Below are 16,028 nucleotides of genomic sequence, written 5' to 3' on the forward strand. Positions count from 1 at the left end.
CGTTTCTGAAAATTACATAACGTTACGGAATACGATAGAACGGATTGGGCAGAAGAAAACCCTTTTTCGCATAGCCCCCGCTCAGATCGGACGGCTGGTCCCCGAGGCTTGCAATGATCATATAGCCCTTGCGCTCAATCCGCTCGCGCGTCGGCGTCTTGTACAGCGCTGCATAACCATGAGACGTCATCGGCCGCAGATACAGCCCGTCCCAGTGCCGGATTCCCGCCAGATGCAGGTTCCGCTCCGTGGCCTCGCGCTCGTCCTCATGCCGCCCCGTCACGAAAAATACCGCGACATGATGGGCCTGCGCATCCTCGATCAGCGCCCGCGTGGACGCAAAAGCGGGAGCCCGCCCGCTCTTCTCCCAGGCATCCGCGCCGCACGGCCCTTTGGGCAACGCATCGCACGGACCAGCCGCGATATATCCGAAATCATTGGCCCGGATCTCGTCCCAGTTGGACAGCGTCGTCTCGTCGATATCGAGCACGATAGCCGGGCGACGCGTCTTCGACGCAGTCTCGTCAATCCACTGACGGGCCTGTGCCACAACGACATCGAAATCATGCTGATAGTCGCCACTGTCGTGATAGGCGCTGGCGGCCAGAATGGCATCGCCCACATTCGCGGGCTGTGCGGCCATGGCAGCCAGAGGCGACATGGCGCCACCGACAAACAGGCTGGTGGCGAGCAGGAGAGAACGGATCATGGAGGAGCCACCTTTCGTGACAGAAGAACAAGACCGACCCCGACCAGGGCCAGAGCCGTTCCGATAACGGAAACACCGCTGTAACCCAACCCCATGGACAGCGCGATCCCTCCCAAAGCCGCGCCAATGGCGTTTCCGAGATTGAACGCCCCGATATTCATGGACGACGCCAGAGCCGGCGCATCATGCGCGGCCTGCATCACCCGCATCTGAAGCGCGGGCATCAGCGAAAACGTGGAGGCCCCCCACAGAAGCGACGCAAACAGCGCGCCCGGCACGGTCTGCGCCATCCATGGGAAAATCAGCATGATGGCGCCAAGAATGGGGAAAAAGACCAGCAGGCTTCCGTCCAGCGAACGGTCCGCACTCCGTCCACCCACGGCATTGCCGATGGAGAAACCGACCCCCGTCAGCATGAGCGCCACGGTAATGACCGTCGGGCTCGCATGGGTGATGTGCTCAAGGATCAGCGCGATATAGGTGTAGAGGACGAACATGGCCCCTGCCCCGATCGCGGTCGTCAGCAGCGCCAGAAGCACATTGCCCTTCACGAGCACCCGCAGCTCCCGTCCGACTTCCGGCGCCGGACCAACCTCACGGGCCGGCAACGCAAGCTGTACCGCCAGCATGGTCACGAGCCCCAGCGTCGCCGTTATGCCAAAGGCACTGTGCCAGCCGAAATTCAGCCCCAGCCAGGTTGCCGCCGGAACACCAATGATATTGGCGATCGTCAGCCCCATAAACATGGACGCCACCGCACTCGCCCGCCGGGAAGGCGCCACCGACAGCGACGCCTCGACCGCACCGAGCCCGAAAAACGCCCCATGCGCCAGACTGGTCAGAACACGGGCCGCAAACAACAGTTCATAGCTGTTGGAAACGGCGGAGAGCAGGTTCCCCGCCACATACAGCCCCATCAGCAGGATCAGGGCCAGCTTGCGTCGGAACCGCGCCATCAGGAGCGTAATGACGGGCGCGCCGATCATCACGCCCATCGCATAGGCCGTCACCAGGCCGCCGGCCTTGGGGACGCTGACCTGAAGACCATGGGCGATGACGGGCAGAAGGCCCATCGGGGTAAATTCTGTCGTGCCGATGGCAAAAGCGCCAACGGCGAGCGACAGCAGGGGCCAGTTTGGTGGCGATTTCGCTGCCAGTTTCAAGACCGGTCTCCAGGACTGCAGATTGTTCGAGATTGATCGAACCCTGCCATACCCGGAATGCCGGAACAACCAAAAGTTGTTTTACATCATGCCGTTGGGATGCTCGCCCATATCCATGCCATCCATGATCATGGTTTTGTGGTGCGGATCATCGAGATGACATTCATGATCCTGAAGCTCCTCGCCCGATCCATGATCGAAGACATGCGCCATGTCGTCGAGCAGGATGAACCCGCCATGCTTGGCCGGCGTGATGACGAGCGTGTGGATGGACATGTCATCCGCCGCAATCACCCGGAACGGCGACGGATCCAGCGACGGCACGATCCGCGCCCGGTACGGATGGCCATACAGCGACACAAGCGACCAGGTCTCGGTGATCATGTTCTTGTCGAGCTCGGCCCGGGCATAGGCCGTCAGACAGTCCAGATGGATATGCAACTGGTCCTGCGTGCGGCCCGGACGCGAATTGATGGCCATCGACAGATGGGCATCCGGAATTTCGAACCCGTAGGACTGCGCCACATGCCCGCGCTCTGCCCAGGCTTCGGCGAAATAGTTCGGTGTCTCGGGCTTCAGCAGGACGGGATCTTCAACGCCCGGAACCTTCTGCGTCGGGATCACGAGATACTGCCCACGCCCGGTCTTGTCCTTGAGCAGGGCGTAACCATCCTTCTCGTCATAGACCGTGCAGGGCTTGTGAGCAGCATCCGGCGCGCACCGTCCGTGCACGACTTTCCACAGCGCACCCCGGTCATGGGACTTGCCACACCCTGACAGCCCGAACACAACCGCTGCCGCCAGAAAACCAACCCTGGCCGCCGTCCCGTAATTCCGCAAACTCATTCTTCCCTTACCTGACATTCAAGCTGCATCGCAGCCGCCAGCCTCTCGAAACGACGACGGACCGCACTGCCTGCCGCCCGGACGCTGCGCGCGCCCAGAACCAGCACGAGCGTTCCGTCTTCCACGAGAAGCCTGCACTCATCCAGCAGGACCTTCGTCCCTGCACAGAGTGTATACGCCAGCCGGAGCGCCAGACCCAGCCGCACCGCACGCTCGATTTCCGAACGCGACAGAAGCTGCCGGGAAGGTTCGATCAGGGGAGAATCCATCGAGACTTCATAACGCACCGCCAGCGTCAGCCCGATGAAGGCACGCGCGCTGTGGTCAAAGCCCACGCCATGTCCATGCATCACACGCCGGTAGGTCTGCTCCGCCCGGTATTCGGGATGATCGTAGGACCCGATGTCCGACAGCATGCAGGCCAGTTCGCGCAGGCGCCTCTGGGTCCGGGTCTCGTCGCGGAACAGCGGCGCCGTCCAGCTCACCAGAGGTTCGGCCAGCGCGGCACTGCGCGCCAGACGATTGGCCATCTCCGCCGCCAGATCCGTCATCGGATCGAGGCCAGCGACCGAAGACGCGACATGGCGCATGTACCAGCCCTCGCGCAGCCCATCGACGCTGAACACGACCTTGGACGGACGCACGCGCTCCATCAGGCACCGCAGTACGACCGCCGCAAACGGCGCATCCGCCAGACGCTTGCGGGGCGCGCCGGGAAGCTTCTCCAGAGTGCGGCGGGGCGAGGCAATGACCCAGTCCGCCATCTCCCGCGCTTCCCCTTCCGATAGGGTGAAAAGATGCACGAGGTTCAGCGGATACTGCGTCCGCGCAATCTGCAGTCGCGCCAGAGCCCGGAACGCCCCACCCACCAGATAAAGCGGCCGCCCCGTCATGCCCGGAAGCCAGTTCACGGCTGCCAGAAGTTCGTTCGCGATTTCAGCCGCGCGCTCGATGCTGCCCTTGGCGCGGTCATGCAGCCGGATCACGCCCAGCTTGGTCGTCACAGCCTCGAAATACTGACCCTCAGCCACATGGATCAGCTCCAGCGATCCGCCGCCGATATCCGCAACCAGACCGTTCGCTTCGGGCAGCCCGCACAGCACGCCGCGCGCCGCATAATCGGCTTCCTCGGTTCCTTCCAGAACCCGGATCGGCACACCTGGCATCCGGGCGCGGATCGCATCCACGAAATCCGGACCGTTGGATGCATCGCGGACAGCGGCCGTGGCGAGAACCTCGAAAGGCTCGGCGCCCATGGCGCGGGCGACGGTGTGGAACCGCCCCAGCACGTCCATCGCCAGCGCCACGCCCTCGTCATTGAGACGGCCCGTTGCATCCAGACCACGCCCCAGCTTGAGCGTGACCTTCTCGTTGAAGATCGGAAGGGGGTTGCGCGTCACCCCTTCAAAAACAACCAGCCGGACCGAGTTTGAACCGAGATCGACAATGGCGGAACGCTGTGAAGATGAGGACATGCAGATCAGTCTTCCAGAATCCTGTCGGGCCGCTCACGGGGGCGATGCGCCTCCGGAAGGACCTTCTCCCGCGCAGCCGATCCTCGGCCAGACAGGGACGGATTGTTCATGAAGTATTCGTGGGCGGAGAAAGGATGTACGCCCGGCGAAACCCGATGCCAGTAGCCGTCCCTCGTGAGCGTCCAGCTCTGAAGGTTGTCCTTGATGTTCATCGTCATGATCTGGCCAAGAATCTGCGCATGGACCGTCGGGTTCGTGATGGGCACCATGGCTTCTACCCTCCAGTCCATGTTCCGCACCATCCAGTCTGCGGAAGAAATGAAAACTTTTGCCTTGTGAGACGGCATCCGATGCCCGTTTCCGAAGGCAAAAACCCGCGCATGTTCCAGAAAACGCCCGACAATCGACTTGATTTCGATATTATCCGAAAGTCCCGGCACACCAGGACGCAGACAGCAGATTCCCCGGATAATCCCGATGATCTTCACTCCGGCCTGAGACGCCTTGTACAGTCGGTCAATCAGTTCCGCGTCCACGAGGCTGTTCATCTTCAGCCAGATCCTGCCCGGCCGCCCTGCCTTCGCGTGGTCGATCTCGTCCTGGATCAACTGCTCCAGCGTCGAGCGGATGGTGATGGGCGAGAACGCCAGCGCATCCATCTTCGCCGGAATGGCGTAGCCCGTCATGTAATTGAACAGCCGAGCGGAATCCGACGCCAGCTTCGGGTCACAGGTGAAAAACGACAGGTCTGTATAGATCCGCGCCGTGATCGGATGGTAATTGCCCGTCCCGAAATGCGCGTAAGACCGGAGCAGCCCATTCTCGCGACGGACGACAAGACTCAGCTTGGCATGCGTCTTGAGATGCGCGAACCCGAACACGACCTGCACACCCGCCGCCTCAAGCGCGCGCGACAGGCGGATATTGGCCTCCTCGTCAAACCGCGCCCGAAGCTCGACCATCGCCGTGACCGACTTGCCAGCCTCGGCCGCCTCGATCAGCGCATGCACGATCGGACTGTCGCGGGACGTCCGGTACAGCGTCTGCTTGATCGCCAGCACGTTCGGGTCCAGCGCAGCCTGACGCAGGAACTGCACCACGACGTCGAAGCTCTCGAACGGATGATGGACGAGCATGTCCTTCGCCCGGATCGCCGCAAAGCAGTCACCGTCATAATCCAGAACGCGCTCGGGAAAGCGCGGCGTATAAGGCGGGAACACCAGATCCGGGCGGTCATCAACGATGAGCTGCTTGAGATCCGTGACACCCACGAAACACGGCAGGACAACCACGTCCTCTTCGCCGACGCCAAGCTCCTCACCCATCTCACGGCCCAGCGCCTCAGGCAGCTTGCGGTCCAGAGCAAGATGGATGCACACGCCGCGACGACGCTGCTTCAGTGCAGTTTCGTAAGACCGCACCAGATCCTCGGCCTCGTCCTCGAACTCCACATCCGTATCGCGGATCACGCGCAGCACACCGGCCGCTCCGATTGCCAGACCGGGGAACAGACGTCCGGCAAACAGCGTGATCAGGTCTTCGAGCAGCACAAAGCGGATCTGGTCCGGCGTCTCCTGCCCTTCCTTCAGACGCGCCGGCAGCCGCAGGAAACGGGGCACCTGCGCTGGCAGCAGGATCAGTCCATCCATGACATGCATGGAGGATGCCGGGTCCTTGAGCCGCATGAGCAGCGCCAGCCCCATATTGGGAATGAACGGCAGCGGATGGGACGGATCAACCGCCATCGGCGTCAGAACCGGGAAGACGCGCTCGTCAAACAGTGTGGAGAGCTGCGCCAGATCCGTCTCGTCCAAAGAGTCGGTCGGCAGGATGACGATCCCCGCCTCCTTTAGCTCCCCTTCCAGCATATGCCAGACGCGCTGCTGCTCGGCCAGGAGATGCCGCGCCTTCTGCCGGACCTGCACAAGCTGCTGGACAGGGGTGAGCCCGTCCGGACTGCGGACAACCATGCCCTCGCGCACCTGCCCCACGAGCCCCGCCACGCGCACGGAATAGAACTCGTCGAGATTGCTGGAACTGATGGACAGAAACCGCACCCGTTCCAGAAGCGGATTGCGCGGGTTTTCCGCCTCATCAATGACGCGCTGGTTGAAGTCGAGCCAGGACAGCTCCCGGTTCAGGAACCGCTCCGGCGATGTCGGCATCTGCGCGTAGTCTTCGGCCCGTGCCGCGGCTGCCTGCCGACGGCGCCCGCGGTTCTGCGCCGGGGTCACGGCATTGCGGGGCTTTCGGGGGGAGCGGCGGCGCGGAGCAGGCCGGGAATCTTCAGTCGTCACGATGGGGTCTTCCGGAACACACAGAAATACGGATCGCATAAAAGGTCATGCCGCGGGATAGGCATGTCAAACGGAGTTTTTGTGTCACGCCCATGACGCCTACCCCTCGGGCGTCAGAAGATCCGGCAGCATTTCCAACGCCAGTGCCCGCGTAATCGGCTGCTTGCGCGCCAGAGCCGCCTCGTCCAGCCGCTCCACCGCCGAGACCAGCGCATTGCCCGTCCGGGGCAGATGCCGCCACAACCATTCCGTCACCGTCTGCGACACCACAAGCTGCCGGTCTGCCAATAGAGACAGCAGCAGCGTTGCCCGCAGATCGTCCTCGGGCTCGCCCGTCGCCGTAGTCGCCGTCGCCCGCAGGCGGCTCGCCAGATCGGGCAACATGAAATGACTGCGCGAGGGTGGAAGCCGCCCCGCCATCAGAACCCGGTCCCCCTGGGAGAACGCATCGTTCAGCAGATGCAGCATGGTCGCCTCGTCTCCCGGCGAATCGGCGTTGTCGATCGCAAGATTGCCCTGAACCCGGATCCGTCCACCGGCCGAAGACGTGGAAAACAGCCGCGCATCCAGCACCGTGGCATCATGTTCATGCGCCCAGGCCGTCAGAAGATGCGTCTTCCCCGTCCCCGAAGGCCCCCAGAGCCAGAGCCGCCCGTCCGGCCACTGGTTCCGCGCCAGCCAGGCCCGCGCGGCCGCATTGGACGGCCCGTTGATGAAACGCTCGGACGTCATGGCCGTCACGCGACGCAGCGGAAACGCCATCTGAACCGCCGAGCGTCCACGATGATGCTCCCGGCCGACAGCCCCGGATTCCGGCACCGCATCCCCGTCCGTGGCCCTGCCCGCATCCCGTTTCGTCATCCCAGGTCCCTTTTTCATGCCGTTACGCCTTCAAACAGGCGTTCCGCCAGCGCGCAGGATGCTCTAGAACGGCGTCACGTCAACCAGCGGGAACCTTCGACCATGACCGATCAGCCTGACACCTCCCCCGGCACGAGCCACAGCACGACCGGCGGCGCAAGCTACGCACAGGCCGGCGTGGACATCGCCGCAGGAGATGCGCTGGTCGACGCGATCAAGCCCGCAGCCAAGGCCACGAACCGTCCCGGCACCATGGGCGGCCTCGGCGGCTTCGGCGCCCTTTTCGATCTCAAGGCCGCAGGCTTCACCGATCCCGTCCTCGTCAGCTGCACCGACGGCGTCGGCACCAAGCTGATGGTCGCCATCGAAGCCGGCAAGCATGACGACGTCGGGATCGACCTCGTCGCCATGTGCGTCAACGACCTCGTCGTGCAGGGTGCCACCCCGCTGTTCTTCCTGGACTATCTCGCCACCGGAAAGCTCTCCGTCGAGGCTGCTGCGACCGTTGTGAAGGGCATCGCCAAGGGCTGCGCCGAATCCGGCTGCGCCCTCGTCGGCGGTGAAACGGCTGAAATGCCCGGCATGTACGCCCCCGGCCATTACGATCTCGCAGGTTTCAGCGTGGGCGCGGCCGAACGCAACAGCCTGCTGCCGGCCAACATCGCCGAAGGTGACACGCTGATCGGCCTTCCCTCGTCCGGCGTCCATTCCAACGGCTTCTCGCTGGTCCGCGAAGTGGTGCGCCGCTCCGGCCTCGGCTGGAACGATCCGGCCCCCTTCGCCGAAGGGCACACTCTCGCCGAAGCCCTGCTGACGCCCACGAAACTCTATGTCCGCACGGTTCTGGACCTGCACGCGAAGGGCCTGCTCCACGGCTGCGCCCACATCACCGGCGGCGGCCTGCCCGGCAACCTGCCCCGCGTCCTGCCAGAAGACCTTGGCGTGCGCATTGACGGCTCCGCATGGATCGTCCCGCCCGTATTCCGCTGGCTGGCCGAAACCGGCAATGTCGCCGCCGACGAAATGCTCCGCGTCTTCAACTGCGGCATCGGTATGGTGCTCGTCACCTCCGAGCCCGAAAAGGTCATGGCCGAACTGGATGCCCGTGGAGAAACCGGCTTCCTCATGGGCCAGATCGTCCGCTCCGACGACGCCTACACCCTGACCGCACCGGTCTCCTTCGCATGAAGAAGTCGCACACCAGAACCAGAGCGAAAGCTCCGGCCAAAAAGACCGAAAAAGTCCCCATCGCGATCCTCATCAGTGGCCGCGGCAGCAACATGCGCGCCCTGATCGAGGCCTGCGCCCGTCCGGACTATCCGGCTGAAATCGTGCTGGTTCTGAGCAACCGCCCGGATGCTCCGGGCCTTGAAGTCGCCGAAGCCGCGGGCCTGAAAACACTCGTCATCGACCATAAACCTTTCGGCAAGGACCGTGAGGCCCACGAGCGCGAAATCGACGCCGCCCTTCAGGCGTCCGGCGCCATGCTGGTCGTCCTTGCAGGCTACATGCGCGTGCTGACGCCCTGGCTGGTCAAGGCCTGGGAAGACCGGATGCTCAACATCCACCCGAGCCTCCTCCCCGCCTTCCCCGGCCTGCACACCCACGAAGCCGCCATCAAGGCCGGTGTGAAAGAGCATGGCTGCACGGTCCATCTCGTCACATCCGGCGTGGACGAAGGCCCCATCCTCGGACAGGCCAGCGTTCCCGTTCTGGAAAACGACACACCCGAAACCCTCGCCGCCCGCGTTCTGGAACAGGAACACCTGCTTTATCCGGACGTGCTGGAAATGATCTGCCGCACCGTCGGCTGAGCACGCACTGTCAGTGTCGCGGCGGGTGCGTCCGGATGGGCTGGGGTAATGGTCTCAGCCCATTCTGAAGAAGCCGAAGCTCTTCAGTCGCCATACAGCGCATGATATCGGCCCCATATCCAGTGCCGTCCACGCCGAAATCAGTCGTCGCCTTGCAACTCGACACGGCCCGCTCCCGCCACACCCCATAGGCCCGTTCATCGAACCCGATCCGTCCGTCGGAAGACAGACGAACGTCAATCACCTGCTCCAGATACGATGCGACGTTCCCCGTGCACCCATTGGCATTTTTCTGATCCGACCTGCAGGGCCGCATCGCCCCATCCACACACGCGACAACCTCGGAATCAGAGCTGTAAGGCTGGCCAATACAGGCATCCAGTCTCCGCCTGTCCGGAAGCTCCTCGCAGCCCTGGCCCGGAAAATGCGGGCCGACACCCATAACGGGCTTTGCCTCGGGATAAAGGGCGCAGTCGCGAAGACCATCACGTACAATCTCGATATGCAGAACCACAGGCAGATGACGGGCACCTTTCGTCCATGTTCCCTGCAAACCCGCCGCATTCCGCCAGTTTACCGGGCCGGGATCAGGCCTTGATGTAACGAAGCGCAGGTCAAACACGCCTCCGCCCGGCTCCACGAAAATAAAGGTTTCTCCCTGCGCCTTGGCTTTCAGCGGGATCTCCCTGTGCTGCGAGACGTAGGAATAATGCACGTCGCGCAGATGGGTATCGTCCGCTGGCGTGACGATCATGACAACGGGCAAATCCCCGATTGTCCCGCTCAGCCCCAGCATGGGGACAGGTCGCGTCACCGCGCAGAACGCGAAGTGAGAAACGCAGAGCGTCAGCCCGGCAAGAGCCCTGCGGCAAAACCCCTTCATCGCGCCTGACATGACAGTTTCCGGCCCCGGTTTTTCTTCCGGCCTACAAGCGCCGACCGGGCAGGAGGTTCCGTCCGACAACAAAAAAAGGCGCGGACCAAAGCCCGCGCCTTTTCTTCAGGACAGAAAGTCCCAACCGCAGATTACGGCAGGATTTCGGTCTCGGCGAAGAAGAAAGAGATCTCGTTCTTCGCGTTCTCGAGGCTGTCCGAACCATGCACGGAGTTGGCTTCGATGCTCTCGGCGAACAGCTTGCGGACGGTGCCTTCAGCAGCGTCGGCCGGGTTCGTCGCACCCATGACTTCGCGGTTCTTGGCAACGGCGTTCTCGCCCTGCAGAACCTGAACGACAACCGGCTCGGCAATCATGGAGGACACGAGGCTGCCGTAGAACGGACGCTCCTTGTGCACTTCATAGAAAGCGCCAGCCTGCTTCTCGGTCAGCTGGATGCGCTTCTGGGCAACGATACGCAGGCCAGCGCCTTCGAACACGGCATTGATCTTGCCGGTCAGGTTACGCTTGGTTGCGTCGGGCTTGATGATGGAAAGCGTGCGCTCGAGAGCCATCTTTCTTCTCCTGGTTAGGACCGGCCCCTTCCGGGACCAGCGGGTAAATACCGCCGTTCCACTAGAGCAAATTCATCGTTCCTGATAGGTCTGTCGCAGTATTTTAACGTCCCCTGTTTCTTTTCTTCCGACTGATCGAGGCGCCCGTGAGCCTGCTCACCATCACCGACCTGACCCTCCGCATCGCGGGCCGCACCCTGCTGGACAATGCGTCCCTCAGCGTGGATCCGGGACGCAAGATCGGTCTGATCGGCAAGAACGGCGCCGGAAAATCCACCCTGCTGGCCGCGATCGCCGGTGATTTCGCCCCCGATGGCGGCACCATCACCCTGGCCGCCCGCGCCACGATGGGCCGCGTCAAACAGGAAACGCCCTCGGGCAGCACCTCCATCCTCGATACGGTCCTCGAAGGCGATCTCGAACGCACGCGCCTGCTCGCAGAGGCCGAAACCGCGACCGACCCGGTCCGCATCGCCGACGTGCATGAACGCCTCATCGCCATCGACGCCTATACGGCCCCTGCCCGCGCCGGCGCCATCCTCTCCGGCCTCGGCTTCGATCAGGACGCCCAGAACCGCGCCGTCTCGGACTTCTCGGGCGGCTGGCGGATGCGCGTGTCGCTTGCCACGGCGCTGTTCCTCAACCCCGATCTGCTGCTGCTTGATGAACCGACCAACCATCTTGATATCGAAGCCACGCTCTGGCTGGAATCCTGGCTCGCGAAGTTCTCTGGTGCCGCGATCATCGTCAGCCATGACCGCTCCCTGCTCGACAACACGGTCGATGCCATCGCCCATCTCGATCACCAGAAAATCAGTGTCACTCCCGGCGGCTACGACAATTTCGTCCGCATCCGCACGGAACAGGCCCTCCAGCAGAACCGCGCCGCCGAACGCATTGCCGCCCAGCGTGCCCATATGCAGTCCTTCGTGGACCGTTTCCGCGCCAAGGCCACAAAAGCCAAACAGGCCCAGGCCCGCCTGAAAGCCCTCGAACGCCTCCCCCAGATCGACAGCGTCGTGGAAGACACCCCCACCCGCTTCTCCTTCCCCGAGCCGCAGCCCCTGCCCCCGCCAATGCTGAGCCTGAACAATGTCAGCCTCGGCTATGACGGACGTGTCGTTCTCAAGGGCCTGAACCAGCGTCTGGACATGGAAGACCGGATCGCCCTGCTCGGCCAGAACGGCCGCGGCAAATCCACCTTCGCCAAACTGCTGGCTGGTCGGCTGGAGCCCATGTCCGGCACCTACACCCATTCACCCAAGCTGAAGATCGGCTATTTCGCCCAGCACCAGAGCGACGAACTCGTCCTCACCGACACGCCCATCGACCATATGAGCCGCGCCATGCCGGACGCGCTCCCCGCCGCCGTCCGCGCCCAGCTCGCCCGCTTCGGCCTCGACGAAAACCGGGCCGAAACCAAGGTCGGGGAACTCTCAGGCGGTGAAAAGGCCCGCCTGCTCCTTGCCCTGTCCACCCGCGAAGCTCCGCACCTGCTGATCCTCGATGAACCGACCAACCATCTCGATCTCGACGCCCGTGACGCCCTGATCCGCGCTTTGTCAGAGTTCGAGGGCGCCGTCGTGCTCATCAGCCATGACAGTCATCTCGTGGAATCGGTAGCCGACCGCTTCTGGCTGGTCGAAGACGGCACGATCTCTCCCTTCGAGGGCGACATGGCCGAATACCGCGCCTGGCTCCTCGAACGCGCCCGCAAGGCCCGCGCTGAAATGGCGGAACGCAGCAAGACCGCCACGACATCCTCTGATGGCGGCTCCTCATCGGCCCAGAAACGGATCGACCGCAAGGAACAGACCCGCGCCCTCGCCCCCCTGCGCCGCAAAATCCGCGATGCAGAAAGCAAAATGGCCCAGCTCACCGGCGAAAAGACAAAAATCGAGGCCAGACTCGCCGATCCTGCCCTCTACCAGTCCGGCGATTCCGCGGAAGTGACGTCCCTGAACGTTCATCTCGCCGCCCTCAACGCCACCCTCGAAACCGTTGAGGAAAGCTGGCTCGAGGCCCAGGCAGAGCTTGAGGACGCCACAGGCTGACCCCTGCCCATTTCCTTGACAGGAAACTCTTAACAAAAATGATTTGTTATTTGTTAACCATTGTGAGAGATACAGGTTCTCCAGGGGGTTAACATCCTGTTTCGGTCCTGACCGGCAGCAGCGGCAGGGTGTTCCTGACCTGTCACTACACTCAGGTGCTTTTTCCAGTCCGACGTTCGGGTCTCGGAAGGGAAGGAACCTCCAGCTCTAAAAACCTGCCGTTATACAGGAGCCCAACACATGACCTGCGAATATCGCGCTCCATCCGACTGCTACTATGGCCGTCCCTTCCATGCTCCCTCCTACGACGCGAACGGCTGTTCCTACAGCCCGCACCACGCCCAGTCTGCTTCCGGCCTGACCGTCAGCGGCTATGGCCGGGTCCTGTATGTCCTTGATGGTGATTCCATCACGAAGACATCCATCGTGAATGGTGGCATGGTCGTCGTCGGATATGGCGGGTCATCCAGCTACGCCACGATCGGCCGTGACGGCCTTCAGGCCATCATTTCGGGCGGCACGTCCTCCCACACGACGGTCGGAAGCGGCGGTATTGAAGCCGTCTACACCAACGGCAGCACGACGCAGACCGTCCTCAACGGTGGCGATCAGGTTGTGTTCGGCGGCACCGCCACCAACACGACAGTCGGCAACGGCAGCACACAATACGTGCTGACAGGACAGGCAAACGGCACGACCATCGGCGCCGGTGGCACGCTGGCCGTCTCAGGCTGGGGCACCGTCAGCAACGCTTCCGTCCTGAACGGCGGTACGCTGGTCGTGAATTTGGGAGCCGTCGTCCAGAACACGAAGCTCTATACGGGCAGCACACTCGACCTGAACTTCCTGCGCTACAGCAGCAGCACGACGGCCACGATCAGCAACGACTATCTGGTCATCACCAGCGATCACGGGAAGATTTCCTTCAAGCTGGCTGACAATTACAGCGGCTACGCAGGGCAGACCGTGACCCTGTCGCGCGACAGCGACGGCAGCACGCTCATCCATCTTCAGGAAGTCTGCTTCCTGCCGGGCACCCTGATCGCCACACCCAACGGCGAGCGCGCTGTCGAGAGCTTCGAGATCGGCGACAGCGTCGTCACCCCGAACGGCGAGACCCGCACCCTGACCTGGGTCGGCCGCGCCCATGCCCGCGTCCGCGCCGGTCTCCCCGACGACCAGGCCGGCTATCCGGTGCGCATCCGCGCCAATGCGATCGCCGATGGCGTTCCGCATACCGACCTTCTGGTCACCGGCGAGCACTGCCTGTTCCTCGATGGCGGCTTCATCCCGGCCCGCATGCTGGTCAACGGTGCTTCCATCGTCTGGGATTACGCCATCCCGTCCTACGACTACCTGCATGTCGAGACGGACGGCCATTCCGTCATCCTCGCCAACGGCCTGGCAACGGAATCGTATCTCGACACCGGCAACCGCCGCAGCTTCACGCAGACCGGCCGCGTCGTCGCCTTCGGTGGCGCCCCCGCAAGTTGGGAACATGATGCCGCTGCCGAACTGGTGACCGATCGCGCCCGCGTCGAGCCGGTCTGGACGGCAATCGCAGCCCGCAGCAACGTGACCGCCCTTCCCGCAGCGACGACCACGGATGCCGAACTGCGCCTGCAGCTGCCCTGCGGAACGCTGCTCGCCCCGAGCCGCATCGCCGGTGACCGTGCGGTCTTCAGCCTGCCGGACGGTGTCAGCGATGTCCGCATCCTGTCCCGCACCAGCCGTCCCTGTGACATGGTCGGACCGTTCCTCGATGACCGCCGCGATCTCGGCGTTCTGGTCGGCGAAGTGATGCTGTTCGAAAGCGCCTCCACCCGCCAGGTCACAACGCATCTCACGACGGATGCCGAGGGCTGGCATGGCCTTGAAGCGGCCCCCCTGCGCTGGACGGCCGGTAACGCCACGCTCAGCCTCGACACCATGACAGCAGCGGTCCTGACCCTGCAGATCATGGCAGCAGGCCCCTACACCGTCGAGGACACCACTGCTCCGGTCGCCCGTCGCGCCTGAAGAGCAGTCCGGACTCCGGACATTCCGTCCGGGTCCGGCAATGTCGGCGGCGCGCATGCGGGCCTGCCGGCAAAAGAAGGGCGGCCATTGACCCCCCTTCCCTCTGCCCATAAGCCAGTCGGCAACGACTGACCAAGGACAGACCTCTCCCATGCCCATCTCTTTTTCCGATCCGGCAGAACGCAGCGAGACGGAACCTCGTGCGCGGGAACTGTCCAGAATCGCCGGTCTGCTGCGCATCGCGCTGACCCTCACACTGGGCCTGCTGGCGATCTGGCTGATCGGCGACGTCCTGGCCGTAATCTTCGCCTCAGCCCTCGTGGCGATCGTCCTGCATGGGCTTGCGCGGATGCTCCGGCGTCACGTTTCCGTCATCCCGTATCAGGGAGCGGTCGCCCTGGTCACTGTCGTGATCCTCGTGGCCCTGTTCGGTCTGGGCTGGTACAGCGGCCCGGCCATCAGCGACCAGTTCATCCGCCTCAAACAGGCCCTCATCACCCAGTCCGGCGAACTGCGCACCCATCTCTCCGGTTCAACGCTCGGCCAGATGGTCCTCGATCACCTGCCCTCATCGCTGGGCGGCAACGCCGCAGGCACCGCAAGCCTGGGCTCGCTGGGCTCAGGCCTCGCAGGCTCGGTGACGGGACTGCTCAGCTCTGTGTTCGGCATCCTCGGAACCCTTCTGGTGGTCCTGATCGCCGGGCTGTATTTCGCACTGAGCCCGGCCGTCTATATCGATGGCATGCTGCGCCTCGTCCCCACGCAGCACCGTCCTGCCGCCCGGGAACTGATGCTGACCGCCGGCTCCACCCTCTGGGCCTGGACCGCCGGACAGGCGCTGGACATGCTGGTGGTCGGAATGCTGTCGGGGATCGGCCTCTCGCTGATCGGAATCCCTCTGGCCCTGGCGCTCGGCGTCGTGGCAGGCCTGTGCAACTTCATTCCCTATATCGGCGCCATTCTCGGCGCAGTCCCCGCCGTCCTGCTCGGCCTGTCCCTCGGCACGCACGAAGCCCTGTTTGTCGGCATCCTGTACTGCGTGATCCAGTTCTTCGAAGGCAACGTCCTCGCCCCGCTGATCCAGCGCCGCGCAGTTCACATGCCCCCCGCCCTCGCCATCCTCTCGCAGACGGTCTTCGGCTCCATCCTCGGCGCGCCCGGCCTGATCCTGGCCTCCCCCATCACGGCCGCCCTGCTGGCCATGGGTGACAAGGCCACAGCCCCGCTCGAAGACGAGAACCAGACCCGCCGCGCCGTCGGCGAAGTCACGGAACAGGAAGAAAAACAGCAGTAATGATTTTCTGCTTGCTCCTGACGTACGGTCATCACCCTTGATGATGC

13 protein-coding genes are annotated in these 16,028 nt (G+C 63.4%); 5 read left to right on the top strand and 8 right to left on the bottom strand.

The features are described 5' to 3' along the window. Positions 1-22 precede the first annotated feature (22 nt). The 6 genes from HKD31_RS07270 to HKD31_RS07295 all read right to left on the bottom strand — a co-directional run bounded on the left by HKD31_RS07270 (position 23) and on the right by HKD31_RS07295 (position 7,252). Positions 23-709: an HAD family acid phosphatase gene (locus HKD31_RS07270; protein WP_194264759.1), complete on the bottom strand. Its 687-nt coding sequence runs from the start codon at positions 707-709 to the stop codon at positions 23-25. After that, complete coding sequence (locus HKD31_RS07275; RefSeq protein ID WP_194264758.1) at positions 706-1,872, bottom strand: MFS transporter; 1,167 nt, start codon at positions 1,870-1,872, stop codon at positions 706-708. The genes HKD31_RS07270 and HKD31_RS07275 overlap by 4 nt, the downstream gene beginning before the upstream one ends. Before the next feature lie 81 nt (positions 1,873-1,953). After that, complete coding sequence (locus tag HKD31_RS07280) at positions 1,954-2,718, bottom strand: CDP-diacylglycerol diphosphatase (protein ID WP_041112162.1); 765 nt, start codon at positions 2,716-2,718, stop codon at positions 1,954-1,956. After that, positions 2,715-4,193: a Ppx/GppA family phosphatase gene (locus HKD31_RS07285; RefSeq protein WP_062495582.1), complete on the bottom strand. Its 1,479-nt coding sequence runs from the start codon at positions 4,191-4,193 to the stop codon at positions 2,715-2,717. Before HKD31_RS07285 ends, HKD31_RS07280 begins: the two co-directional genes overlap by 4 nt. A gap of 5 nt (positions 4,194-4,198) precedes the next feature. Beyond that, on the bottom strand, positions 4,199-6,358 hold the full coding sequence (locus HKD31_RS07290) for an RNA degradosome polyphosphate kinase (RefSeq protein WP_370543904.1): 2,160 nt from the start codon (positions 6,356-6,358) through the stop codon (positions 4,199-4,201). Positions 6,359-6,589: 231 nt separating this feature from the next. After that, complete coding sequence (locus HKD31_RS07295; protein ID WP_194264756.1) at positions 6,590-7,252, bottom strand: DnaA/Hda family protein; 663 nt, start codon at positions 7,250-7,252, stop codon at positions 6,590-6,592. A 201-nt stretch (positions 7,253-7,453) separates the two neighbouring features. Between HKD31_RS07295 and purM the strand changes: the two genes are divergently transcribed. Further along, positions 7,454-8,539, top strand: a complete 1,086-nt coding sequence (purM, locus tag HKD31_RS07300) for a phosphoribosylformylglycinamidine cyclo-ligase (protein ID WP_194264822.1) — start codon at positions 7,454-7,456, stop codon at positions 8,537-8,539. Further along, positions 8,536-9,165, top strand: a complete 630-nt coding sequence (gene purN, locus HKD31_RS07305) for a phosphoribosylglycinamide formyltransferase (RefSeq protein ID WP_194264755.1) — start codon at positions 8,536-8,538, stop codon at positions 9,163-9,165. The genes purM and purN overlap by 4 nt, the downstream gene beginning before the upstream one ends. A gap of 10 nt (positions 9,166-9,175) precedes the next feature. Here the strand turns inward: purN and HKD31_RS07310 are convergent, their stop codons facing one another. Then, complete coding sequence (locus tag HKD31_RS07310) at positions 9,176-10,060, bottom strand: hypothetical protein (protein ID WP_194264754.1); 885 nt, start codon at positions 10,058-10,060, stop codon at positions 9,176-9,178. A 131-nt stretch (positions 10,061-10,191) separates the two neighbouring features. Beyond that, positions 10,192-10,614 (bottom strand): nucleoside-diphosphate kinase, encoded by a 423-nt coding sequence (gene ndk / locus HKD31_RS07315; RefSeq protein ID WP_194264753.1) that lies wholly within the window; start codon positions 10,612-10,614, stop codon positions 10,192-10,194. Positions 10,615-10,760: 146 nt separating this feature from the next. Here ndk and HKD31_RS07320 point away from each other — a divergent pair, with 146 nt between their 5' ends. From HKD31_RS07320 to HKD31_RS07330, 3 genes are all read left to right on the top strand, one after another. Further along, positions 10,761-12,668 (top strand): ATP-binding cassette domain-containing protein, encoded by a 1,908-nt coding sequence (locus tag HKD31_RS07320; RefSeq protein WP_194264752.1) that lies wholly within the window; start codon positions 10,761-10,763, stop codon positions 12,666-12,668. Between the two features lie 240 nt (positions 12,669-12,908). Further along, on the top strand, positions 12,909-14,687 hold the full coding sequence (locus tag HKD31_RS07325) for a Hint domain-containing protein (RefSeq protein WP_194264751.1): 1,779 nt from the start codon (positions 12,909-12,911) through the stop codon (positions 14,685-14,687). Positions 14,688-14,838: 151 nt separating this feature from the next. After that, positions 14,839-15,981 carry an AI-2E family transporter gene (locus HKD31_RS07330; RefSeq protein ID WP_194264750.1) on the top strand — a complete coding sequence of 381 codons (1,143 nt, stop codon included), beginning with the start codon at positions 14,839-14,841 and terminating at the stop codon, positions 15,979-15,981. Positions 15,982-16,028 lie beyond the last annotated feature (47 nt).

It is taken from the genome of Gluconobacter potus (assembly GCF_015244705.1).
Classification (GTDB): domain Bacteria; phylum Pseudomonadota; class Alphaproteobacteria; order Acetobacterales; family Acetobacteraceae; genus Gluconobacter; species Gluconobacter potus.